This window comes from Klebsiella terrigena, from assembly GCF_012029655.1.
GTDB lineage: Bacteria > Pseudomonadota > Gammaproteobacteria > Enterobacterales > Enterobacteriaceae > Klebsiella > Klebsiella terrigena.
Genome location: NZ_CP050508.1, coordinates 3314714 through 3336272, shown reverse-complemented (window position 1 = coordinate 3336272; position 21559 = coordinate 3314714). Strand labels below are relative to the sequence as shown.

The following is a 21559-nucleotide window of genomic DNA, read 5'->3' as shown; positions in this document are numbered from 1 at the left end:
GAAGGCGACACCTTAAGGAAGCTCAATGAGCGAGAAACTACAGAAAGTGCTGGCCCGCGCCGGCCACGGCTCCCGCCGTGAAATTGAATCTAAAATCGAAGCTGGCCGCGTCAGCGTCGATGGCAAAATCGCCACCCTCGGCGATCGCGTAGAAATTGTCCCTGGTTTAAAAATTCGTATCGATGGTCACCTGATTTCGGTGAAAGAGTCCGCGGAGCAAATTTGCCGCGTTCTGGCCTACTACAAGCCGGAAGGCGAGCTCTGCACCCGCAACGATCCGGAAGGCCGCCCGACGGTCTTCGACCGCTTGCCAAAGCTGCGCGGCGCGCGCTGGATTGCGGTAGGCCGTCTGGATGTGAATACCTGCGGCCTGCTGCTGTTCACCACCGATGGCGAGCTGGCGAACCGACTGATGCACCCGAGCCGCGAAGTTGAGCGTGAATATGCCGTGCGCGTGTTCGGTCAGGTCGATGAAGACAAACTGCGCCAGCTGTCCCGCGGCGTGCAGCTGGAAGATGGCCCTGCTGCCTTCAAAACCATCAAATTCACCGGCGGCGAAGGCATTAACCAGTGGTATAACGTCACCCTGACGGAAGGGCGTAACCGCGAGGTTCGTCGCCTGTGGGAAGCGGTTGGCGTTCAGGTTAGCCGCCTGATCCGCGTGCGCTACGGCGACATTCTGCTGCCGAAAGGCCTGCCTCGCGGCGGCTATACCGAGCTGGATCTGGCGCAGACTAACTACCTGCGCGAGCTGGTGGAGCTGCCGGCAGAAACCACGTCTAAAGTGGCGGTAGAAAAAGATCGTCGCCGCGTGAAGGCGAACCAGATCCGCCGCGCGGTTAAACGCCATAGCCAGGTAGGTAGCAGCAATAACCGCCGCTCTGCGGGTCGTGGCAAAGATTGATGTTGACGCGTCCGGCGGCTCCCGCCGGACGCTTATTTTCCCTTCCTGATGTGACTCCTTTCACACTTCCTTATAAAGACAAAAAACAGGAAATACCCGGACAAATAACGCAAAGTGAAGCGGCGGCGAACGCCATATACTGGCAACACTGATTACAAAAACAGGTAGCCAAAAATGGATACAGCAGGAAAACTATCGGCCAGCTATGTGGTTATCGGCGTTAAAGAGAAAGTAGGTTACGGCTTCGGTGACTTTGCTTCTAATTTATCATTTGGTTTCGTCTCGCTGTTTTTACTCTTCTTCTATACCAATATTTATGGCATTAGCGCGGTGCAGGCCAGTCTGATATTTGTTATTGCCCGAGTCATTGATGCTATCTTTAATATCCTGATTGGTTTGGCGATTGATAAAACGCACAGCCGCTACGGTAAGCTGCGTCCCTGGTTATTATACGGTTCGATTCCGCTGGGCTTTCTGACGGTGCTGTGCTTCGTGCCGTTTGGCAGCGAAGCGAAATTCTACTTTGCCTTAATCTCTTATACGATATATTGCCTGGCATATACGGCGGTCAATACGCCGTACTCGGCGCTGACCAACCGCCTGACGCAGCATGAAGCCTCGCGTTCGTCGTTGTCGGTATATCGCTTCGTATTGGCGATCGTTGGCTATTTAATTGTTTCGACGACCGCCGACCTGCTAATTTCGCCGTTTACGGATAAACAGACGGGCTACGTTTTCGCGGTTTCGTGCTTTGCGCTGCTGGCCACTTTTCTGTTCCTCGCCTGTTTTGGCATGACTAAAGAGCGGGTGGGCGAAGACGAGGATGAGGCGCCTGCGCCGACGCTGCGCGAGATGCTGCGTGCGGTAACGGGCAATACACCGCTGCTTAACCTGTCGCTGTTTACGGTGTTTTTCTATATTGCCTATACCGTCTGGATGGCGATAGCGATCTACTTTATTAAATATATCATTGGCAGCGAAGGCTATACCGCGACCTTCTTTTTGATTCAGTCAGCTGCGTATATCGTCGGTACGGTTATTTCTGAAAAAGTTATTGCCCTGATGGGTAAAAAGAGAATGACGCTGATTGCTCTGGGGATTGGTATCCTGGGGGTGATGATGCAGTATTTTGTGGCCGGAAATAACCTGTGGCTGATTATGACCGGAGTGTGCCTGTATAGTATTACGTTGGGGATGGGTTTTGTGGCGATGTGGTCGATGATTGCCGATACCGTAGAATATGCCGAATGGCATCACGGCGTGCGCAGTGAAGGCGCGATCTACGGCTTCTTTAATTTCATCACTAAAATCGCGATGGCGATTGGCGGTGGCTGCGCGGGATGGATGCTGGACTATTATCATTATGACGCAGGGAATATCACGGCGAGCGCGATTAACGGGATTAATATTTTGATGACATTATTCCCCGGCGCCATGTTTGCCCTCAGCGCCATATTTGTGGCGTGCTATTCGCTGGATGAAAAAACCTACCGCGATATTGTCCATAAAATTAGCCTGCGCAAGCAGAATGCGCTGTAACCTCAGGGAGCCAGAGAGATGAAGAGTGAATTTAATACCGTGATTGCGGCCATGACGGCAGAGGAAAAAGTGGCGCTGCTGACCGGCAGCGGCCTGTGGCGCACGGCATCGCTGCCGCAGCATGGTATCAACGATATCGTGATGACCGACGGAACCTACGGCGTGCGCTACAGCAGCGCACAAATCGACGGCAGCGAAAAGTGGAGCATGGATGACTTTATTTCGGTCATCACCCAAACCGCTGACCTGGTCAGCGCGGAGGAACCGGCGGCAAAAGGCGGCAGCGAAGCGCTGTTCAGCGCCTCACTGCCGGCAACCTGCTTTCCTAACGGCTCCAGCTTAGCCTGTAGCTGGGACGTGGAGCTGGTCTATCAGATGGGCCAGGCGCTGGGCCGCGAATGTCAGCAGATGGGGGTCGGGATCCTGCTGGGGCCCGGCATCAATATTCGCCGCACGCCGCTCGCCGGCAGGGGTTATGAATACTATGCCGAAGATCCGGTTGTCTCCGGCGATATTGCCGCGGCGCTGATCAACGGCCTGCAGCACGAAGGAGTAGGCGCCAGCCTCAAGCATTTTGCCGCCAATAATTCTGAATATCGCCGTACCGAGATGGATTCGATAATCGAAGAGCGGGCGCTGCGTGAAATCTACCTCGCCGGATTCCAGCGGGCGATAGCGAAATCGCAGCCGTGGACGGTAATGTCCTCCTACAACCGCCTCAACGGCGTACAAACTTCGCAGGATCCCTTTTTACTCACCCAGGTACTGCGGGATGAGTGGGGATACGACGGGCTGGTGATGTCCGACTGGTACGGCATCAAGGACCGCCCGGCGTCGCTGCTGGCGGGCAACGATCTGGCGATGCCGGAAACCCGCCGCGACAAGCGGACGCTGCTGGCGGCGATCGAGTCAGGAGAGGTGCCTCTGGCGGTGGTCGACCGCGCCTGCCGGAGAATGCTGGCGCTGCTGGAAAAGGTGCAGTGCAACCGTCGCCCGGAGACCCGGGTCGACTTCACGGCCCATCACCAGCTGGCGCAGCAGCTGGCCGGCGAGTCAATCGTCCTGCTGAAAAATGAAGATAACCTCCTGCCGCTGACCCCGGAGCGCAGCCGGCGGATTGCGGTATTGGGCAAGCCGGCGCAGGAGCCGGTGATTCAGGGATCGGGCTGTGCCACCACGGTACCCTATCTGTTGGATCGTCCGCTGGACGAGATCTTCGACCTGGCGGGCGACGACTTTACCGTGACCTGGGCCGTTGGCGCTCCGGATGACGAGCGCTGCGATGAACAGGCGCTGGCCCAGGCGTGCGCGGTGGCGCAGGAGGCGGACGTGGCGGTTATCTTCGTCAGTACCGCGGTGGGTGAGGATGGCGAAAACGGCGACCGTCATGATTTAAACATCCTCGCGGTACACGAACGGCTGATCCGCGAGGTGGCGGCGGTGCAGCCCAACGTGGTGGTGGTGCTGGCCAATAGCGATGCGGTGGTGATGCCGTGGCTGGCGGAGTGTAAAGCGCTGCTGGAAACCTTCTTCGCCGGGCAGGGCATGGGGCGGGCGGTGGCGGAAATTCTTTTCGGCCAGCGTAACCCCTGCGGTAAACTGACGGTGACGGTGCCGAATACGCTGGAAGAGACGCCGGCGTGGCTCAACTACCCGGGAGAGAACCTGCGTCACCATTACGGTGAAGGGCTGTTTGTCGGCTATCGCTACTATGACAAACGCCGGATGACGCCGCTGTTCCCGTTTGGCTTTGGCCTTAGCTACAGCCGGTTTACCTACGGCCAGGCCGAACTTTCCGCCTCTCGCGTCGGGCCTGACGAGACGCTGACCGTCTCGTTCACCCTGACCAACGACGGCGATCGGGCGGGGAAAGAGATCGCGCAGCTGTACGTCAGCGCGCCGGACGGTGAGCTGATCCGCGAGGATCGGGCGCTGAAGGCGTTCTGTAAAGTAGCCCTTGCCCCCGGCGAGAGCCGTCGCGTCAGCCTGCAGCTGCCGATTGCCGACCTGGCCTGCTATCATCCAGGGCTTTCGGACTGGGTTATCACTCCGGGCCTCTGGCAGGTGCGGATTGGCGGCTCTTCGCGCGATCTGCCTCTCGTCGCCGACGTCGAAGTGGCCACTGCGCCGCGCTACGTGCCGCTGCGGGACGACAATTCGCTGCAGCAGCTGATCCAGCAGCCCGAGGCGCTTGACCGGGTGGTTGCCCTGATTGCGCGCAAGAGCCAGCTGCCGCCGGCGCAGATCCGCGAGAGACTGATCCAGCTGGCGCCGGATCTCTTCTGCGGCCTGCTGATCGCCCTGACGGAGTTTTTGGCGCTTGATATTGACAGCGATGAGCTGAATCGCGTCCTTGCCGGGCGCGAATAACCGCCCGACTACAGGAGATGGCGCATGTTTCCCTTTTCAGTCACTCACCCCCGTTCGGCGACGGAAGCCGGGCGGCACACGGTGAACAGCGGCTACGAGCTGATTGCTTTTGATGCCGAGAAGCTGAACGCGTTTGCCGCCGAGGTACGCTACTGCGAACCGCACTGGCACCCGGCGCCGGAGCTGATAACCGTGCTGACGGGACGCTTTGCTATCGTTGTCGGCCAGCAGAGCGTGGAGCTGGCTCAGGGAGACATGCTGTACATCAACGCCGAGGCGGTGCATTCGCTGTGCGCGGAGGAGGCCGGCAGCCAGCTGGTGACCGTGCAGTTTTCACCGGGCCTGTTCGATGAGCTCCATCCCGCGCCGGTGCTGAGCTGGTGCACCGCGGGGCGCGGCGGCAGCGAGGCCGATGGCGTCGTGCGTCAACGGCTCCTGAGCTTGCTCAGCCAGCTGATTGACAACCGCGCCCCGTTCCAACGCATCGCGACTATCTATCTCCTGCTCGATGCGCTGACGCTGGCGGGGGACGCGGTGCCGCAGGCGGAAAGCTCCCTGCGCGAAGAGGCGATGATAAAGAAAGGCATCGACTTTATTAACCAGCATTTTGACCAGCCGCTGACCCTCAGCGAGGTGGCGAGCCGCAGCGGAATGAGCTATTCGTGGTTTTCGCGGCTGTTTAAGAAGGTGAGCCGGCACAACTTCAAGGAGTATCTGACGCTGGTGCGGCTGAATAAGGCGAAGACGCTGCTGCGCGATACCCGCACGCCGATCACCGAAATTAGTCATAGCTGCGGCTTTCAGGAGCATAAGTACCTGATTGCCGCCTTCAAAAAATACTGCGGGCTGACGCCGACAGAATACCGTAAGCGCTTTATTTCCCGACAAAACAGCGTCGAAAGCGTGCTGGCTCAGGGCGAGGATTGCCTGTGCCTGGCGCTAAACGGCGCGCTGCTGGAGAGGCTGGCGCTTAGTAGTCAATGCCCATCTGCGCCTTAATGCCGGCGTCAAAGGCGTGCTTAACCGGGCGTAATTCGCTGACGGTATCGGCAAGCTCCACGATGTCGCGATGGCAGCCGCGGCCGGTGATAATCACCGTTTGCTGCGCCGGACGACGGCGCAGCGCGCTAAGCACCTCTTCAAGCGGCAGATAGTCATAGGCCACCATATAGGTCAGCTCGTCGAGCAGAACCATGTCGAGACTCTCGTCTGACAGCATGCGCAGAGCGTGCTGCCACACGGCGAGGCAGGCGGCGGTATCGCTTTCGCGATCCTGGGTATTCCAGGTGAAGCCGGTCGCCATTACCTGAAATTCGACGCCGTGCGGCTCCAGCAGGTTGCGTTCGCCGTTGGGCCAGGTGCCCTTAATGAACTGGATCACGCCGGCCTTTTTGCCGTGCCCGATGGCGCGGGTAACGGTACCAAAACCGGCGGTGGTTTTACCTTTGCCGTTGCCGGTAAAGACGATAACAATTCCGCGTTCTTCCTGGGCTGCCTCGATTCGGGCGTCGACCTTCTCTTTTACCCGCTGCTGGCGTTCGCGGTGGCGTTCTTCACTCATTGTGCAATTCCTGGTTTGCGCCCCGGTTGGGCATCGAAGGTCATTCCCGTTTTGCGACGGCTATCGTCGCCCATCAGCCATAAATAAACCGGCATGATATCGGCGGGGGTCTTAAGCTTTTGTGGATCTTCCGTCGGGAAGGCGCTGGCGCGCATTTGCGTGCGCGTGCCGCCCGGATTGATGCAGTTAACCCGCAGGTGGCGGCTCTGATACTCCTCCGCCAGCACCTGCATCATCCCTTCGGTGGCAAATTTTGACGCCGCGTAGGCGCCCCAGTTGGCGCGACCCTGACGACCTACGCTTGATGAGGTGAAAACCAGCGAACCGGACTCGGACTTGAGTAATAAAGGAAGCAGCGCCTGGGTCAGCATAAAGGTACCGTTGACGTTGACCTGCATAACCTGCTGCCAGACTTCCGGCTTCTGCTCGTCCATCGGGCAGACGTCGCCGAGCAGACCGGCGTTGTGCAATACGCCGTCGAGGCGCGGGTAGTGGACGCTTATCTGCTGTGCCAGCTGCTGGCACTCCTGCGGGGTGCAGGTGAGCAGATCGAGCGTAAACCAGGGCGCCGGGATCCCGCCGTCCTGCTCAATTTCCTGCGCTACGCGGCGCAGCTTCTCTTCGTTACGGCCGACCAGGATAACGCTGGCGCTGTAGCGGGAGTAGGTCAGCGCGGCTTCGCGTCCGATCCCGTCGCTGGCGCCGGTCACCAGGATGATGCGATCTTTCAATAAATGATTCTGCGGCTGATAGTGCACGGTGACTCCTTGGGTGACCTGCTGACGGGTCACGCTTTCTCTTCGGTCGTTCACTTTTGCGTTTTATGCCTGAAACGGCCGGGTAATGCAATCGGCGAAGCGGAAACTCTTTGCGGAATTAATATCTTGCAACGATTTCATCGTCGCTGAAAAAAACAAGAAGGCGCCTCGCACAGGACACAAAGCGCAGAGACTTCCCGGCAAAGGCTGATGTACACTGTGCTTCAACGTCAGTGGTTTACACAAGGTGAAAACGTGGAATTACTTGCTCAATATGGCTTATTTTTGGCCAAAATCGCGACTGTTGTCGTCGCTATTGCGGTTATCGCCGCAATTATCGTTAACCTCGCTCAGCGTAAGAAACAGCGCGGGGAGCTGCGGGTCACCAACCTTAGCGAGCAGTATAAAGAGATGCGGGAGGAGCTCGCGGTAGCGCTGCTCGATGGCCCGCAGCAGAAGCTTTGGCATAAAGCGCAAAAGAAAAAGCTCAAGCAGGAAGCCAGGGCCGCGAAGGCGCGGGCGAAGCTTGGTTCGACGGAGCCAAACGGCAAACCGCGCGCCTGGGTGCTCGACTTTAAAGGCAGCATGGACGCCCACGAGGTGAGCAGCCTGCGCGAAGAGATCACCGCCGTGCTGGCAACGGCGAAAGCGCGCGATCAGGTCATTATCCGCCTCGAAAGTCCCGGCGGCGTGGTGCACGGCTACGGTCTGGCCGCCTCGCAGCTGCAGCGCCTTCGAGACAAGCAAATTCCGCTGACGGTGGCGGTAGACAAAGTTGCCGCCAGCGGCGGCTACATGATGGCCTGCGTGGCCAATAAAATCGTCTCGGCGCCGTTTGCCATTCTCGGTTCCATCGGCGTGGTCGCGCAGATCCCAAACATTAATCGTTTCCTTAAGAACAAGGATATCGATATTGAGCTGCACACCGCCGGGCAGTACAAGCGCACCCTGACGATGCTCGGTGAAAACACCGACGAAGGGCGGCGTAAGTTCCGGGAAGATCTGAACGATACCCATCAGCTGTTTAAAGATTTCGTCCACAAAATGCGGCCGACGCTGGATATTGAGCAGGTGGCGACCGGCGAGCACTGGTACGGCGTTCAGGCGCTGGAGAAAGGGCTGGTCGATGCCGTAGAAACCAGCGATGAGCTGCTGCTGGGGCTGATCGACAGCCACGACGTGATTAGCGTGCGCTATCAGCAGAGGAAAAAGATGTTTGACCGCTTCACCGGCAGCGCCGCTGAAAGCGCCGATCGTCTGCTGCTGCGCTGGTGGCAGCGGGGACAAAAACCGCTGATGTAGGCAAAATAACGCGAGGCCCTGGCCTCGCGTTATCGTTTAGCGCCCTGCCACACGCAAGGGCTTAATCGACCAGATGATATTTTTCAGACAGCGCGTGCGCCAGGTATTTAAACATGTTAAATACCGCCGTGCTCTTCGCCGTAGGCAGACCCTGCTCGTCAAGATAAAACTCGCCGCTAAATACCAGAATGCCGTTGCGCTGAACGACGTCGGTGGCTTCGATCCCGGCTAGCGTATCTTCATGTTCGCGAATAAGTTTATTGGCTTTTTCAAGCAGCGTCTGGCGATCGATGGGTTGGGTTGTACCTTGCATTACGGCCTCCTGTGATTCCTCGCGCAATAGTTTACGCCGCGCGGCGGGCAGGGGCAAATTTTCCATTTATTCTGCAGGGGTACTGACAACGGCCTAAGAAACATGACTTTACTGGCAGGATTCGTTTTTGCATGCTAATAAAGTTGCGTAACGAATTTTATCAGGTACAGTGTGACGCTTTCAGCGATCTGGCAGCAGATTTGCTTGACATTCGGCCAAAAATTATTCGTGCTATGTCGCCTGGCTAGACAAAGTCAGTAAACCCGGCTATCTGGTTTTATGGACGTGAGGCCGGACGTGCAGAGGGTTGATATCCTTCGACGACGACGCAACATATGACGGACGTCGCCAGCGGATGGTGAATCAATGTGCGATGTATTCCTGGATGAATCAAATTAGGTAAAGGTGAATATGGGTAAAGCTCTCGTTATCGTTGAGTCCCCGGCAAAAGCCAAAACGATCAATAAGTATCTGGGTAATGACTACGTGGTTAAGTCCAGCGTCGGTCATATCCGCGATTTGCCGACCAGTGGCTCAGCTTCCAAAAAGAGCGCCGACTCTACCGCCACCAAAGGGGCCAAAAAGCCTAAAAAGGACGAACGTAGCGCTCTGGTCAATCGCATGGGCGTCGACCCGTGGCATGACTGGGATGCGCACTATGAAGTACTCCCGGGTAAAGAAAAGGTAGTTTCAGAACTCAAGCAGTTGGCTGAAAAAGCCGACCACATCTATCTCGCAACTGACCTTGACCGCGAAGGGGAAGCCATTGCATGGCACCTGCGGGAAGTTATCGGTGGTGATGAAAAACGCTACAGCCGCGTTGTATTTAACGAAATTACTAAAAACGCGATCCGTCAGGCTTTTGACAAGCCGGGCGAACTGAACATCGATCGCGTTAATGCCCAGCAGGCGCGCCGGTTTATGGACCGCGTTGTGGGCTATATGGTTTCTCCGCTGCTGTGGAAAAAAATAGCGCGTGGCCTCTCCGCAGGCCGCGTTCAGTCCGTTGCCGTCCGCCTTGTGGTCGAACGTGAGCGCGAAATTAAAGCCTTCGTCCCGGAAGAGTTCTGGGAGATTGACGCCAGCACCACGACGCCTGGCGGCGACGCTTTAGCGCTGCAGGTCACGCACAAGAACGATAAGCCGTTCCGTCCGGTTAACCGCGATGAGACCATGTCTGCCGTCGCGCTGCTGGAGAAATCCAGCTACAGCGTGCTGGAACGCGAAGATAAGCCGACCAGCAGCAAGCCGGGCGCGCCGTTCATCACCTCAACCTTGCAGCAGGCGGCCAGCACGCGTCTGGGCTTCGGGGTGAAGAAAACCATGATGATGGCGCAGCGTCTGTATGAGGCCGGCTACATCACCTATATGCGTACCGACTCTACCAACCTGAGTCAGGATGCGCTGAGCATGGTGCGCGGCTACATCGGCGATAACTTTGGTAAAAAGTATCTGCCGGAGAACGCCAACCAGTACGCCAGCAAAGAAAACTCGCAGGAAGCGCACGAAGCGATTCGTCCTTCCGATGTGAACGTGATGGCGGAAGATTTAAAAGGTATGGAATCTGACGCGCTGAAGCTCTATCAGCTGATCTGGCGCCAGTTTGTCGCCTGTCAGATGACGCCAGCGCAGTACGACTCTACCACCCTGACGGTGAAAGCCGGCGACTTTAAGCTCAAGGCGCGCGGCCGTACGCTGCGTTTTGATGGCTGGACGAAAGTCATGCCTGCGCTGCGCAAGGGCGATGAAGACCGCGTCCTGCCGGTGGTTAATCAGGGCGATAGCTTAAGCCTGGTTGAACTTAGCCCGGCGCAGCACTTTACCAAACCGCCTGCGCGCTTCAGCGAAGCATCGCTGGTTAAAGAGCTGGAAAAACGCGGTATTGGCCGTCCGTCAACCTATGCGTCGATCATTTCGACTATTCAGGATCGCGGCTACGTTCGGGTTGAAAACCGTCGCTTCTATGCGGAAAAAATGGGTGAGATCGTCACCGATCGTCTGGAAGAGAACTTCCGCGATCTGATGAACTACGACTTTACCGCGCAGATGGAAGACCGTCTCGACCAGGTGGCGAACCATCAGGCCGAGTGGCGGCAGGTGCTGGATCACTTCTTCGGTGACTTTACCGCTCAGCTGGAAACGGCGGAGAAGGATCCGGAAGAGGGCGGCATGCAGCCTAACCCGATGGTGCTGACCAGCATCGACTGTCCGACCTGCGGTCGTGAGATGGGCATTCGTACCGCCAGCACCGGGGTGTTCCTCGGCTGCTCCGGCTACGCGCTGCCGCCGAAAGAGCGCTGCAAAACCACCATTAACCTGGTGCCGGAAAACGAAGTACTCAACGTGCTGGAAGGCGACGATGCCGAAACCAACGCGCTGCGCGCCAAGCGTCGCTGCCAGAAGTGCGGCACGGCAATGGACAGCTACCTCATCGATCCTAAGCGTAAGCTGCATGTCTGCGGTAACAACCCGACCTGCGACGGCTATGAGATTGAAGAGGGCGAGTTCCGCATTAAGGGTTACGATGGCCCGGTAGTTGAGTGTGAGAAATGTGGTTCTGAGATGCACCTGAAAATGGGTCGTTTCGGTAAGTACATGGCCTGCACCAACGACGAATGTAAGAATACGCGCAAAATTCTGCGTAACGGGGAAGTGGCGCCGCCGAAAGAAGATCCGGTTCCGCTGCCGGAGCTGCCGTGCGAGAAATCGGACGCCTATTTTGTTCTGCGTGACGGTGCAGCCGGCGTGTTCCTCGCGGCAAACACCTTCCCGAAATCCCGCGAAACTCGCGCGCCGCTGGTTGAGGAGCTGTACCGCTTCCGTGACCGCCTCGCCGAGAAGCTGCGTTATCTTGCCGATGCGCCGCAGCAGGATCCGGAAGGCAATAAAACGCTGGTGCGTTTTAGCCGTAAAACCAAGCAGCAGTACGTTGCGTCGGAAAAAGATGGCAAAGCGACCGGTTGGTCAGCCTTCTACATCGACGGCAAGTGGACTGAAGCGAAAAAGTAAGCGCCTTACCCCTCAAAAGGGCCGCACTGCGGCCCTTTTCTTTTCCCGTTGATTGCTGAAATCCTTGAAGTTTTGCCGCATTTATCCGGGCTTATAACCGCCTTATTATTTTCCGTTAGCGTCTATACACTGTAGATATAAATGATATAGTGGTTATAGTTAATCCCTTTTTTATTATTAAATCGTCTTACTACATTCTCGCTTCAGGACGCTTTGTGGTGCCAGCGCGGCAAACCGCAGGGGCGGCAGCGGCGCGCAGCCTCTCTGCCGGCAGGCGGCCTGAACGTCAACTGTATCAAGCGAATTCATTTTACGCGTTAACGGATATCAGCCATGAAACTACAGCAACTCCGCTACATCGTTGAGGTTGTTAACCATAATCTAAATGTCTCCTCTACCGCCGAAGGCCTGTATACCTCGCAGCCCGGCATCAGCAAGCAGGTCCGCATGCTGGAAGATGAGCTGGGTATTCAGATTTTTGCCCGCAGCGGCAAGCATTTAACTCAGGTGACGCCTGCCGGTCAGGAGATTATCCGCATTGCCCGCGAAGTGCTGTCGAAGGTTGACGCCATCAAGTCAGTGGCGGGCGAGCACACGTGGCCGGATAAGGGGTCGCTGTACGTGGCGACCACTCATACCCAGGCGCGCTACGCGCTGCCTGGGGTGATTAAGGGCTTTATCGAACGCTACCCGCGCGTCTCGTTGCATATGCATCAAGGGTCGCCAACGCAGATCGCAGAAGCGGTCTCGAAGGGGAATGCCGATTTTGCTATCGCGACCGAGGCGCTGCATCTCTACGATGACCTGGTGATGCTGCCGTGCTACCACTGGAATCGTTCGATTGTCGTGACCCCTGAGCATCCGCTCGCCTCCAGAGGCTCGGTAACGATTGAAGAGCTGGCCCAGTATCCGTTGGTTACCTACACCTTTGGCTTTACCGGGCGCTCCGAGCTCGATACCGCGTTCAACCGCGCCGGCCTGACGCCGCGCATCGTGTTTACCGCTACCGATGCCGATGTCATCAAAACCTACGTTCGCCTGGGGCTGGGCGTTGGGGTTATTGCGAGCATGGCGGTCGATCCGGTGTCCGACCCGGACCTCGTGAAGCTCAACGCCAACGGCATTTTCAGCCACAGCACCACGAAAATAGGCTTCCGTCGCAGCACCTTCCTGCGAAGCTATATGTATGATTTTATTCAACGTTTTGCGCCGCACCTGACGCGCGACGTGGTGGATACTGCGGTGGCTTTACGCTCGAATGAAGATATTGAGGCGATGTTTAAGGATATTAAACTGCCTGAGAAATGATTCGGCTAAATATTCGGCATCCCATCCCCGGGATGCCAATACCTATAATGGACCGTATTTAACATTGTAAACCTCGTATAACTCACAAATTTCATTATTCCTTTTAACAGGGTTGCAATTATACCTACCCCGATCAAATTAACGGTTAAAGATAATAATTCTGGGCAAAATTCACTGGATTAATAGAGTGTCCGTAATTAATATTTAACTGTACCTGATAATTTTAACGATTGGTGGTGAAGATATGATAAGTGATATCGATTATATGAAGTTGGCGATGTCACAGGCCGGTGACAAGACGGAAGTGGATCCTGTGTTGAGAAGTCGGGCCTGGGGCGCTGTGTTCATCGGGCTTGCTATGTTCTGGAGTATCGTTGCACTCGTCATCTGTAACGTCTGGATCGTGAGCTAAGCGACACTTTTTCGTCTCGCTGAAAATGTCACTTTTATGACAGTAAGAACCTCGGTGTTTATTCCAGTTTAATAAACCAACGGCATTCAGGAGGATATATTTCGCCACGATGGTTTTTAATCAACAATCCATTCCTTTGAACTAATCGTCACTGAACCGGCGATTAGTTCTTTTTCACATTTCGCTACCTGTTACTCTTTCAGCTAATAATATCCCTCCTGAACTCATCTCTTTATAACCACAAAATTCATGCTGTCTATTTTGGTGCAATATCTTTGATGCGGTTTTGCCGATTTTAGCAATTCGGGTTGTTATCAAAGTGTTATGCCTGGTATGTGTTATCTTTAATATAAACCCTGAGGAGCATCAGGGCATGCCATCCCTGAGATAAAGGAGGAGCTATGTCGTCAACCCTACGAGAAGCCAGTAAGGACACGCTACAGGTCAATGATAAAACCTACCACTACTACAGCCTCGCGCTGGCCGCTAAAGAACTGGGCGATCTGACCCGGTTACCGAAATCGCTCAAAGTATTGCTGGAAAACCTGCTGCGCTGGCAGGACGGTGACTCGGTCACCGCAGAGGATATCCACGCCCTGGCCGCCTGGCTTAAGCAGGCCCATGCGGATCGGGAGATTGCCTATCGTCCGGCGCGTGTTCTGATGCAGGACTTCACCGGCGTGCCGGCGGTGGTGGACCTCGCCGCTATGCGCGAAGCGGTAAAACGCCTGGGAGGCGATACCGCTAAGGTTAACCCGCTTTCCCCCGTCGACCTGGTGATTGACCACTCGGTGACGGTAGACCGCTTTGGTAACGATGACGCCTTCGAGGAGAACGTTCGCCTGGAGATGGAGCGTAACCACGAGCGCTACGCGTTCCTGCGCTGGGGGCAGCAGGCGTTCAGCCGCTTTAGCGTAGTGCCGCCGGGTACCGGCATTTGCCACCAGGTCAACCTCGAGTATCTCGGCAAGGCCGTGTGGAGCGAAGAGCATAACGGCGAATGGTTTGCCTGGCCCGATACCCTGGTCGGCACCGACTCGCATACCACCATGATTAACGGCCTCGGCGTGCTCGGCTGGGGCGTAGGCGGCATCGAGGCTGAAGCGGCAATGTTAGGCCAGCCGGTCTCGATGCTGATCCCCGACGTCGTCGGCTTTAAGCTGACCGGTAAATTAAGCGAAGGGATCACCGCGACGGACCTGGTGCTCACCGTCACCCAGATGCTGCGCCAGCACGGCGTGGTGGGTAAGTTTGTCGAATTTTACGGCGACGGCCTGGATTCGCTGCCGCTGGCGGACAGGGCAACCATCGCCAACATGGCGCCGGAGTACGGTGCAACCTGCGGCTTCTTCCCGATCGATGCGGTGACCCTCAGCTATATGCGCCTGAGCGGCCGCAGTGAAGAGCAGGTGGCGCTAGTGGAAGCCTACGCCAAAGCGCAGGGCATGTGGCGCCTGACCGGCGATGAGCCGGTATTTACCAGCACCCTGGCGCTGGACATGGGCTCGGTAGAAGCAAGCCTTGCCGGGCCGAAGCGCCCGCAGGACCGCGTCGCGCTGGGCGATGTGCCGAAAGCCTTTGCGGCCAGCACCGAGCTGGAGGTCAACCACGCGCAGAAAGACAAACGGCCGGTCGACTATACGCTGAACGGACAGCAGTATTCGCTGCCGGACGGCGCGGTGGCCATCGCCGCCATTACCTCCTGCACCAACACCTCCAACCCCAGCGTCCTGATGGCCGCCGGCCTGCTGGCAAAACGGGCGGTGGAGCTCGGCCTGAAGCCGAAGCCGTGGGTCAAAGCCTCGCTGGCGCCGGGATCGAAGGTGGTTTCTGATTATCTCGCGCATGCGCGACTGACGCCTTATCTCGATACGCTGGGCTTTAACCTGGTGGGATATGGCTGCACCACCTGTATCGGTAACTCGGGTCCGCTGCCGGAGCCGATTGAAGAGGCGATTAAAAAGGGCGACCTGACCGTAGGCGCGGTGCTTTCCGGCAACCGCAACTTCGAAGGGCGCATTCATCCGCTGGTGAAAACCAACTGGTTGGCCTCGCCGCCGCTGGTGGTGGCCTACGCGCTGGCCGGCAATATGAACGTTGACCTGACCCGCGACCCGCTGGGCGTTGGCAAAGACGGTCAGCCGGTCTATCTGAAGGATATCTGGCCGAGCGGCCTGGAGATTGCGCGGGCGGTAGAGCAGGTCTCCACCGAGATGTTCCATAAAGAGTATGCCGAGGTCTTCGAAGGCACGCCTGAATGGAAGGCCATTGGCGTCGAGCGTTCGGATACCTATGACTGGCAGAGCGACTCAACCTATATCCGCCTGTCGCCGTTCTTCGATGAGATGGGCGTTGAGCCCAAACCGGTTGAGGATATTCGCGGCGCGCGGATTCTGGCGATGCTCGGCGACTCGGTGACCACGGACCATATCTCGCCTGCGGGAAGCATCAAGGCGGAAAGCCCCGCCGGACGCTATCTGCAAAACCGAGGCGTAGAGCGTATCGACTTTAACTCCTACGGATCCCGGCGCGGTAACCACGAGGTGATGATGCGCGGAACGTTCGCCAACATCCGTATTCGTAACGAAATGGTGCCGGGCATTGAGGGCGGCATGACCCGACACCTGCCGGGCAGCGAGCCGGTGGCGATTTATGACGCGGCCATGCTCTACAAGGATGAGGGGACGCCGCTGGCGGTGGTTGCCGGGAAAGAGTACGGCTCCGGCTCCAGCCGCGACTGGGCGGCGAAGGGCCCGCGCCTGCTCGGCGTACGGGTGGTGATTGCCGAATCCTTTGAACGTATTCACCGTTCTAACCTGATCGGCATGGGGATTTTACCGCTGGAGTTCCCGCAGGGCGTAACCCGCAAAACGCTGGGGCTCACCGGTGAAGAGCGGATTGATATCAGCCAGCTGCAGGCGTTAGAACCCGGCGCAACGGTGCCGGTGACCCTGACGCGGACGGACGGGAAGCAGGAGGTGATTGCCTGCCGCTGCCGTATCGATACCGCCACCGAGCTGACCTATTATCAGAACGACGGCATTCTGCACTATGTGATCCGCAATATGCTGTAAAAAAAAGGGCCAGCAATCGCTGGCCCTGAATCTATGCTGCCGAATCAGTTATTCAGCAGATGCCCCATCTTGGCGGCTTTGGTATCCAGATAGTGGGCATTTTTCGGATTGCGTCCGACGATCAGCGGCACGCGTTCCACGATATTGATCCCGGCTTCGGTCAGAATTTCTACTTTTTTCGGGTTGTTGGTCAGCAGGCGGACGCGTTCAACGTTCAGCAGCTTGAACATATCAGCACACAGCGTAAAGTCGCGCTCGTCGGCGGCAAAGCCGAGCTGATGGTTCGCTTCTACGGTGTCGTAGCCCTGATCCTGTAAGGCGTAGGCGCGGATTTTGTTTAACAGGCCAATGTTGCGGCCTTCCTGACGATGGTACAGCAGGATCCCGCGACCCTCTTCGGCGATGTGCGACAGCGCCGCTTCCAGCTGAAAACCGCAATCACAACGCAGGCTGAAAAGGGCATCGCCCGTCAGACACTCAGAGTGTACGCGAGCCAGGACGGGCGCCTGGCCCGAAATATCGCCGAAAACCAGCGCGACATGATCCTGCCCGGTTGCCAGTTCTTCAAAACCCACCATCAGGAAATCGCCCCAGGGGGTTGGCAGTTTGGCTTCTGCCACACGTTTAAGCTGCATGTGATTCTCCAGACTTTGTCAGCACCTGAATGTGCTTTCTGTTTGCCGCTATTTTGCCACAATGCCGTGAGGTTCTCCTAATTACGCACTGCTGCCTGCGCGTAAAGCGCACAAACGAACCACTTTCCGTTATGATAGTCGGCAGAAAGGATTAAGGAGATGAAATGCTGTCGATTGCCAGACGAACCGCCACCGGTGCGGCACTATTAATGATTATGCCCGCAGTGGTTTGGCTGACCGGCTGGAAGTGGCATCCTGGACTTCCGCAGCAGGGGTTAAAGCTGCTGTACTGGGTTACCGAGAGCGTGACTCAGCCGTGGGGCATCATCACCCATACGATCCTTTGCGGCTGGTTCCTGTGGTGCCTGCGCTTTCGCCTGCGGGCGGCGGTGGTGCTGTTTATGATTCTGGCCGCGGCTATTTTGCTCGGACAGGGCATTAAGTCCTGGATCAAAGGCCAGGTGCAGGAGCCGCGTCCCTTCGTTATCTGGCTGGAAAAAACGCAGCAGGTTCCGGTCGATCAATTCTACGCGTTAAAACGCAAAGAACGCGCTAAACTGGTGCATGAACAGCTGGTTCAGGAGCAGGGGATCCCTAAATTCCTGCGCAAACACTGGCAGAAAGAGACCGGTTTTGCTTTTCCATCCGGACACACCATGTTTGCGGCCAGCTGGGCGCTGCTCGGCGTGGGGCTGCTGTGGCCGCGCCGCCGCTGGCTAACCATTGCGCTGCTGATGGTCTGGGCCACCGCGGTGATGGGGAGCCGTCTGGCGCTGGGAATGCACTGGCCGCAGGATTTGCTCGTTGCCACGCTTATCTCCTGGCTGCTGGTGACGCTGGCCACCTGGCTGACCCAGCGGCTGTGTGGCCCGCTGACGCCGCCTGGGGAAGAGACGCAGGATATTAAGAAACGGACGCAATAACGGGGCTAACGTTGTTTTTCGCGCCATACGGCCCCATATCCTGCAGTGGTGTCGTGCTTTTCCATTCCACCGCTGCAGCGAAAATGATACTTTATAGGGCTGAACGCGGGATTTTTTCGCGCAACCCACATAACGGGAAGTAGTGTGAAATATTTACTCATTTTCTTACTGGTACTCGCGATCTTCGTCATCTCCGTGACGCTGGGTGCGCAAAATGACCAACTGGTTACGTTCAACTATTTACTCGCACAGGGTGAATTCCGTATTTCAACGCTGCTGGCGGTGCTCTTCGCGGCAGGGTTTGCTATTGGCTGGCTGATTTGCGGCCTTTTCTGGCTGCGGGTTCGCGTCTCGTTGGCTCGCGCCGAGCGCAAAGTTAAGCGCCTTGAGCATCAGATTGCGCCAGCGGGCGTAGCGCCAGTCGACGCAGGTACCCCTGCGGTGAAGGAATAATCGTTTATGCTGGAGTTGTTGTTTCTGCTTTTGCCCGTAGCCGCCGCGTACGGCTGGTATATGGGGCGCAGAAGTGCACAACAGTCCAAACAGGACGACGCTAGCCGCCTGTCACGTGATTATGTGACCGGGGTTAACTTCCTGTTGAGCAATCAGCAGGATAAAGCCGTGGATCTGTTCCTCGATATGCTGAAAGAGGATACCGGCACCGTTGAAGCTCACCTGACTCTCGGCAACCTGTTCCGCTCCCGCGGCGAGGTTGACCGGGCTATCCGCATTCACCAAAGCCTGATGGAAAGCGCCTCGCTGACCTACGATCAGCGCCTGCTTGCCGTGCAGCAGCTGGGACGTGACTATATGGCCGCCGGCCTGTATGACCGCGCGGAGGACATGTTCAAACAGCTGGTGGATGAAACCGATTTTCGCCTCAGCGCGCTGCAGCAGCTGCTGCAGATTTATCAGGCCACCAGCGACTGGCAGTCCGCCATTGATGTAGCCGAACGTCTGGTGAAGCTCGGCAAAGAGAAGCATCGCGGCGATATCGCCAACTTCTGGTGCGAGCTGGCGCTGCAGCAGATGGCAAACAGCGATATGGAAAAGGCCATGTCGCTGTTGAAAAAAGGCGCCGCGGCCGATCGCAACAGCGCCAGGGTGTCGATCATGATGGGCCGGGTGTGGATGGAAAAGGGCGATTATCCGAAGGCGGTCGAAAGCCTGGAACGGGTGATCAATCAGGACAAAGAGCTGGTCGGCGAGACCCTCGAAATGCTCCAGACCTGCTACCAGCAGCTGGGTAAAATCGACGAGTGGGAAGCGTTTCTCCGCCGCTGCGCCGATGAAAATACCGGCGCGACCGCCGAGCTGATGCTGGCGCAGATCCTCGAGCAGCGCGAGGGGATTGAAGCGGCCCAAAGCTACGTCACCCGTCAGCTGGAGCGCCATCCGACGATGCGCGTTTTCCATAAGCTGATGGACTACCACCTTAACGAAGCGGAAGAGGGGCGCGCGAAAGAGAGCCTCGGCGTGCTGCGCAATATGGTCGGTGAGCAGGTACGCAGCAAGCCGCGATATCGCTGCCAAAAATGCGGCTTTACCGCCCACAGCCTCTACTGGCACTGCCCGTCCTGCCGCTCGTGGTCCACCATCAAACCGATTCGCGGCCTTGACGGCCAGTAAGATTTAAAAAAAGCCCTTCTTTAGTTACAACATTCTGATGGTTTTTTGCACCGCGCCGTCGTTGGGCCATTGCGCCGCCATCGTCCGGCAGGTGCTGAAACGCAGCCTGTTATTTTCCCCTTATCGCAGGTAGAATGCTGCCCGTTTACCTTTTTTGCGCCGAGCCCGGCGCCCATCAACAATTAAGGTCTGGTCATGACGTCTACTGCTACATCTTCTTCTCGCGTTGTCACATCCTCTCCCGTTGTTGTGGCTCTCGATTATGATAACCGCGATAAGGCGCTGGCGTTCGTCGACCGCATCGATCCGCGGGACTGCCGCCTCAAGGTTGGCAAAGAGATGTTTACGCTGCTGGGGCCGCAGTTTGTCCGCGATTTACACCAGCGTAATTTCGAAGTTTTCCTCGATCTCAAATTTCACGATATCCCTAACACCACCGCGCATGCCGTTGCGGCGGCGGCTGAGCTTGGCGTCTGGATGGTCAACGTCCATGCCAGCGGCGGCGCGCGGATGATGACCGCAGCGCGCGAAGCCCTGCTGCCGTTTGGCAAAGATGCGCCGCTGCTGATTGCCGTCACCGTGCTGACCAGCATGGAAGCCGGTGATTTGCAGGAGCTGGGTATTACGCTCTCTCCGGCCGACCATGCGGCCAAGCTGGCGGCGCTGACCCAACGCTGCGGCCTTGATGGCGTCGTCTGCTCGGCGCAGGAAGCGGCGCGCTTCAAACAGGAGCTGGGCCAGGCCTTTAAGCTGGTGACCCCCGGCATTCGTCCCGAGGGCAGCGATGCGGGCGACCAGCGCCGCATTATGACGCCGGAGCAGGCGCAGGCCGCGGGCGTGGACTATATGGTTATCGGTCGTCCGGTGACGCAGTCTGCCGACCCGGCGGCGACCTTACGCCAGATTAATGCATCGCTGAACAAGGGGGCCTAATGACCGATTCTAACAGCCGTCTGGTTTACTCGACGGAGAGCGGACGTATCGATGAGCCGAAGCAGGTTGTCGAGCGCCCTAAAGGCGATGGCGTGGTGCGTATTCAGCGCCAGACCAGCGGCCGTAAAGGTAAGGGTGTATGCCTGATCGTTGGCATTGACGCGGACGATGACGCGCTGGCGAAGCTGGCCGCTGAGCTGAAAAAGAAATGCGGCTGCGGCGGATCGGTAAAAGAGGGGGTGATTGAAATTCAGGGTGATAAGCGCGACCTGATAAAATCGCTGCTCGAAGCTAAGGGCATGAAGGTCAAGCTGGCCGGCGGCTGATAATAACAACAGGGCCACGGTAAATACCGTGGCCCTGATTTTTTCCGGTGCGTAAGTCAGAAAATCTGCGAGCAGTTATTTTTTATTTGAACTGATTTAAAACTTATTTACCTACCTGGTGACCGATAATCCCGCCGACCGCTGCGCCGCCCAGAGTACCCAGGGTGCTGCCGTCGGTTAATACCGCGCCGCCCAGCGCGCCAGCACCGGCGCCAATGGCGGTATTACGATCGCGTTTTGACCAGTTAGAACACGCGCTCAGGGACATTACCACTGTTACAGCCAGAACAGCTGCAGCCATTTTTTTGCTCATTGAAGTCATCATATTTTTCTCCTGAATAATCTATTCATGGATACAACTTCCTTTAAAGCATAGCGTGAACTATGCGTTAAGGGCTATTCCATGAAGTTTAGTTGCGCAGGTGTTACTTTAATCACGCGGGTGATAGTCACTTCCTGTTATATCGCTAACAATAATTCTACTTTTTTTAAACTTTACCGGCAGGTAAAAAGTCTGAATTGGCGGCTCAGAATACTCTCAGACGTGGTGCGGCGCGGCCTGC

Annotated in this window: 19 protein-coding genes; 14 read left to right on the top strand and 5 right to left on the bottom strand. The window is 57.0% G+C overall.

All coding sequences use genetic code 11. The annotated features are described in order from the left end of the window. Positions 1 to 25 precede the first annotated feature (25 nt). From rluB to HCK03_RS15655, 4 genes are all read left to right on the top strand, one after another. Positions 26 to 904 carry a 23S rRNA pseudouridine(2605) synthase RluB gene (gene rluB, locus HCK03_RS15670; protein ID WP_041145177.1) on the top strand — a complete coding sequence of 293 codons (879 nt, stop codon included), beginning with the start codon at positions 26 to 28 and terminating at the stop codon, positions 902 to 904. 174 nt (positions 905 to 1078) lie between these two features. Then, positions 1079 to 2443 (top strand): MFS transporter, encoded by a 1365-nt coding sequence (locus HCK03_RS15665; RefSeq protein ID WP_167691863.1) that lies wholly within the window; start codon positions 1079 to 1081, stop codon positions 2441 to 2443. Positions 2444 to 2461: 18 nt separating this feature from the next. Continuing rightward, positions 2462 to 4813 (top strand): beta-glucosidase, encoded by a 2352-nt coding sequence (locus tag HCK03_RS15660; protein ID WP_167691862.1) that lies wholly within the window; start codon positions 2462 to 2464, stop codon positions 4811 to 4813. 24 nt (positions 4814 to 4837) lie between these two features. Continuing rightward, positions 4838 to 5812 carry a helix-turn-helix transcriptional regulator gene (locus HCK03_RS15655; protein ID WP_115193023.1) on the top strand — a complete coding sequence of 325 codons (975 nt, stop codon included), beginning with the start codon at positions 4838 to 4840 and terminating at the stop codon, positions 5810 to 5812. On the opposite strand, the gene cobO is transcribed toward HCK03_RS15655, so the two are convergent. Together cobO and HCK03_RS15645 are read right to left on the bottom strand one after the other, a co-directional pair. Then, positions 5784 to 6374 (bottom strand): cob(I)yrinic acid a,c-diamide adenosyltransferase, encoded by a 591-nt coding sequence (gene cobO, locus HCK03_RS15650; protein WP_076945384.1) that lies wholly within the window; start codon positions 6372 to 6374, stop codon positions 5784 to 5786. The two genes, HCK03_RS15655 and cobO, sit on opposite strands and share 29 nt — an antisense overlap. After that, positions 6371 to 7132 carry a YciK family oxidoreductase gene (locus HCK03_RS15645; protein ID WP_041145182.1) on the bottom strand — a complete coding sequence of 254 codons (762 nt, stop codon included), beginning with the start codon at positions 7130 to 7132 and terminating at the stop codon, positions 6371 to 6373. Before HCK03_RS15645 ends, cobO begins: the two co-directional genes overlap by 4 nt. Before the next feature lie 255 nt (positions 7133 to 7387). Here HCK03_RS15645 and sohB point away from each other — a divergent pair, with 255 nt between their 5' ends. Beyond that, positions 7388 to 8434 (top strand): protease SohB, encoded by a 1047-nt coding sequence (gene sohB / locus HCK03_RS15640; protein ID WP_041145183.1) that lies wholly within the window; start codon positions 7388 to 7390, stop codon positions 8432 to 8434. A gap of 61 nt (positions 8435 to 8495) precedes the next feature. Here sohB and HCK03_RS15635 read toward each other — a convergent pair whose 3' ends face one another. Continuing rightward, the gene (locus HCK03_RS15635; protein WP_041145184.1) at positions 8496 to 8747 is read right to left on the bottom strand and encodes a YciN family protein; all 252 of its coding nucleotides are present in this window, start codon (positions 8745 to 8747) and stop codon (positions 8496 to 8498) included. Between the two features lie 411 nt (positions 8748 to 9158). Here HCK03_RS15635 and topA point away from each other — a divergent pair, with 411 nt between their 5' ends. The 4 genes from topA (at position 9159) to acnA (ending at position 16550) form a co-directional block, all read left to right on the top strand. Next, complete coding sequence (topA, locus tag HCK03_RS15630) at positions 9159 to 11756, top strand: type I DNA topoisomerase (protein WP_123551331.1); 2598 nt, start codon at positions 9159 to 9161, stop codon at positions 11754 to 11756. A 333-nt stretch (positions 11757 to 12089) separates the two neighbouring features. Continuing rightward, positions 12090 to 13064, top strand: a complete 975-nt coding sequence (gene cysB, locus HCK03_RS15625) for an HTH-type transcriptional regulator CysB (protein ID WP_041145186.1) — start codon at positions 12090 to 12092, stop codon at positions 13062 to 13064. Between the two features lie 244 nt (positions 13065 to 13308). Next, on the top strand, positions 13309 to 13476 hold the full coding sequence (locus HCK03_RS15620; RefSeq protein ID WP_071844914.1) for a YmiA family putative membrane protein: 168 nt from the start codon (positions 13309 to 13311) through the stop codon (positions 13474 to 13476). Positions 13477 to 13877: 401 nt separating this feature from the next. Further along, entirely contained in the window at positions 13878 to 16550 is a 2673-nt protein-coding gene (gene acnA / locus HCK03_RS15615; protein WP_115193022.1) for an aconitate hydratase AcnA, read from the top strand. 44 nt (positions 16551 to 16594) lie between these two features. Here the strand turns inward: acnA and ribA are convergent, their stop codons facing one another. Further along, positions 16595 to 17185 carry a GTP cyclohydrolase II gene (gene ribA, locus HCK03_RS15610; protein WP_041145188.1) on the bottom strand — a complete coding sequence of 197 codons (591 nt, stop codon included), beginning with the start codon at positions 17183 to 17185 and terminating at the stop codon, positions 16595 to 16597. Positions 17186 to 17349: 164 nt separating this feature from the next. Between ribA and pgpB the strand changes: the two genes are divergently transcribed. The 5 genes from pgpB (at position 17350) to yciH (ending at position 20996) form a co-directional block, all read left to right on the top strand. Then, complete coding sequence (gene pgpB / locus HCK03_RS15605) at positions 17350 to 18108, top strand: phosphatidylglycerophosphatase B (protein WP_041145189.1); 759 nt, start codon at positions 17350 to 17352, stop codon at positions 18106 to 18108. Positions 18109 to 18252: 144 nt separating this feature from the next. After that, positions 18253 to 18561, top strand: coding sequence for a LapA family protein (locus HCK03_RS15600; protein ID WP_041145190.1), 309 nt, complete (start codon positions 18253 to 18255; stop codon positions 18559 to 18561). A gap of 6 nt (positions 18562 to 18567) precedes the next feature. Beyond that, entirely contained in the window at positions 18568 to 19737 is a 1170-nt protein-coding gene (gene lapB / locus HCK03_RS15595; protein WP_041145191.1) for a lipopolysaccharide assembly protein LapB, read from the top strand. Between the two features lie 195 nt (positions 19738 to 19932). After that, positions 19933 to 20670 carry an orotidine-5'-phosphate decarboxylase gene (gene pyrF, locus HCK03_RS15590; protein ID WP_123551333.1) on the top strand — a complete coding sequence of 246 codons (738 nt, stop codon included), beginning with the start codon at positions 19933 to 19935 and terminating at the stop codon, positions 20668 to 20670. Continuing rightward, positions 20670 to 20996, top strand: coding sequence for a stress response translation initiation inhibitor YciH (yciH, locus tag HCK03_RS15585; protein WP_041145193.1), 327 nt, complete (start codon positions 20670 to 20672; stop codon positions 20994 to 20996). The genes pyrF and yciH overlap by 1 nt, the downstream gene beginning before the upstream one ends. Before the next feature lie 103 nt (positions 20997 to 21099). Here yciH and osmB read toward each other — a convergent pair whose 3' ends face one another. Continuing rightward, positions 21100 to 21318: an osmotically-inducible lipoprotein OsmB gene (gene osmB, locus HCK03_RS15580; RefSeq protein ID WP_032688354.1), complete on the bottom strand. Its 219-nt coding sequence runs from the start codon at positions 21316 to 21318 to the stop codon at positions 21100 to 21102. Positions 21319 to 21559: the final 241 nt, after the last annotated feature.

Bases quoted from the DNA above. Each gene is read 5' to 3' on its own strand.
- rluB (WP_041145177.1), top strand. From the start codon at position 26: ATGAGCGAGAAACTACAGAAAGTGCTGGCCCGCGCCGGCCACGGCTCC.
- HCK03_RS15665 (WP_167691863.1), top strand. From the start codon at position 1,079: ATGGATACAGCAGGAAAACTATCGGCCAGCTATGTGGTTATCGGCGTT.
- HCK03_RS15660 (WP_167691862.1), top strand. From the start codon at position 2,462: ATGAAGAGTGAATTTAATACCGTGATTGCGGCCATGACGGCAGAGGAA.
- HCK03_RS15655 (WP_115193023.1), top strand. From the start codon at position 4,838: ATGTTTCCCTTTTCAGTCACTCACCCCCGTTCGGCGACGGAAGCCGGG.
- cobO (WP_076945384.1), bottom strand. From the start codon at position 6,374: ATGAGTGAAGAACGCCACCGCGAACGCCAGCAGCGGGTAAAAGAGAAG.
- HCK03_RS15635 (WP_041145184.1), bottom strand. From the start codon at position 8,747: ATGCAAGGTACAACCCAACCCATCGATCGCCAGACGCTGCTTGAAAAA.
- topA (WP_123551331.1), top strand. From the start codon at position 9,159: ATGGGTAAAGCTCTCGTTATCGTTGAGTCCCCGGCAAAAGCCAAAACG.
- cysB (WP_041145186.1), top strand. From the start codon at position 12,090: ATGAAACTACAGCAACTCCGCTACATCGTTGAGGTTGTTAACCATAAT.
- HCK03_RS15620 (WP_071844914.1), top strand. From the start codon at position 13,309: ATGATAAGTGATATCGATTATATGAAGTTGGCGATGTCACAGGCCGGT.
- acnA (WP_115193022.1), top strand. From the start codon at position 13,878: ATGTCGTCAACCCTACGAGAAGCCAGTAAGGACACGCTACAGGTCAAT.
- ribA (WP_041145188.1), bottom strand. From the start codon at position 17,185: ATGCAGCTTAAACGTGTGGCAGAAGCCAAACTGCCAACCCCCTGGGGC.
- pgpB (WP_041145189.1), top strand. From the start codon at position 17,350: ATGCTGTCGATTGCCAGACGAACCGCCACCGGTGCGGCACTATTAATG.
- lapB (WP_041145191.1), top strand. From the start codon at position 18,568: ATGCTGGAGTTGTTGTTTCTGCTTTTGCCCGTAGCCGCCGCGTACGGC.
- pyrF (WP_123551333.1), top strand. From the start codon at position 19,933: ATGACGTCTACTGCTACATCTTCTTCTCGCGTTGTCACATCCTCTCCC.
- yciH (WP_041145193.1), top strand. From the start codon at position 20,670: ATGACCGATTCTAACAGCCGTCTGGTTTACTCGACGGAGAGCGGACGT.
- osmB (WP_032688354.1), bottom strand. From the start codon at position 21,318: ATGACTTCAATGAGCAAAAAAATGGCTGCAGCTGTTCTGGCTGTAACA.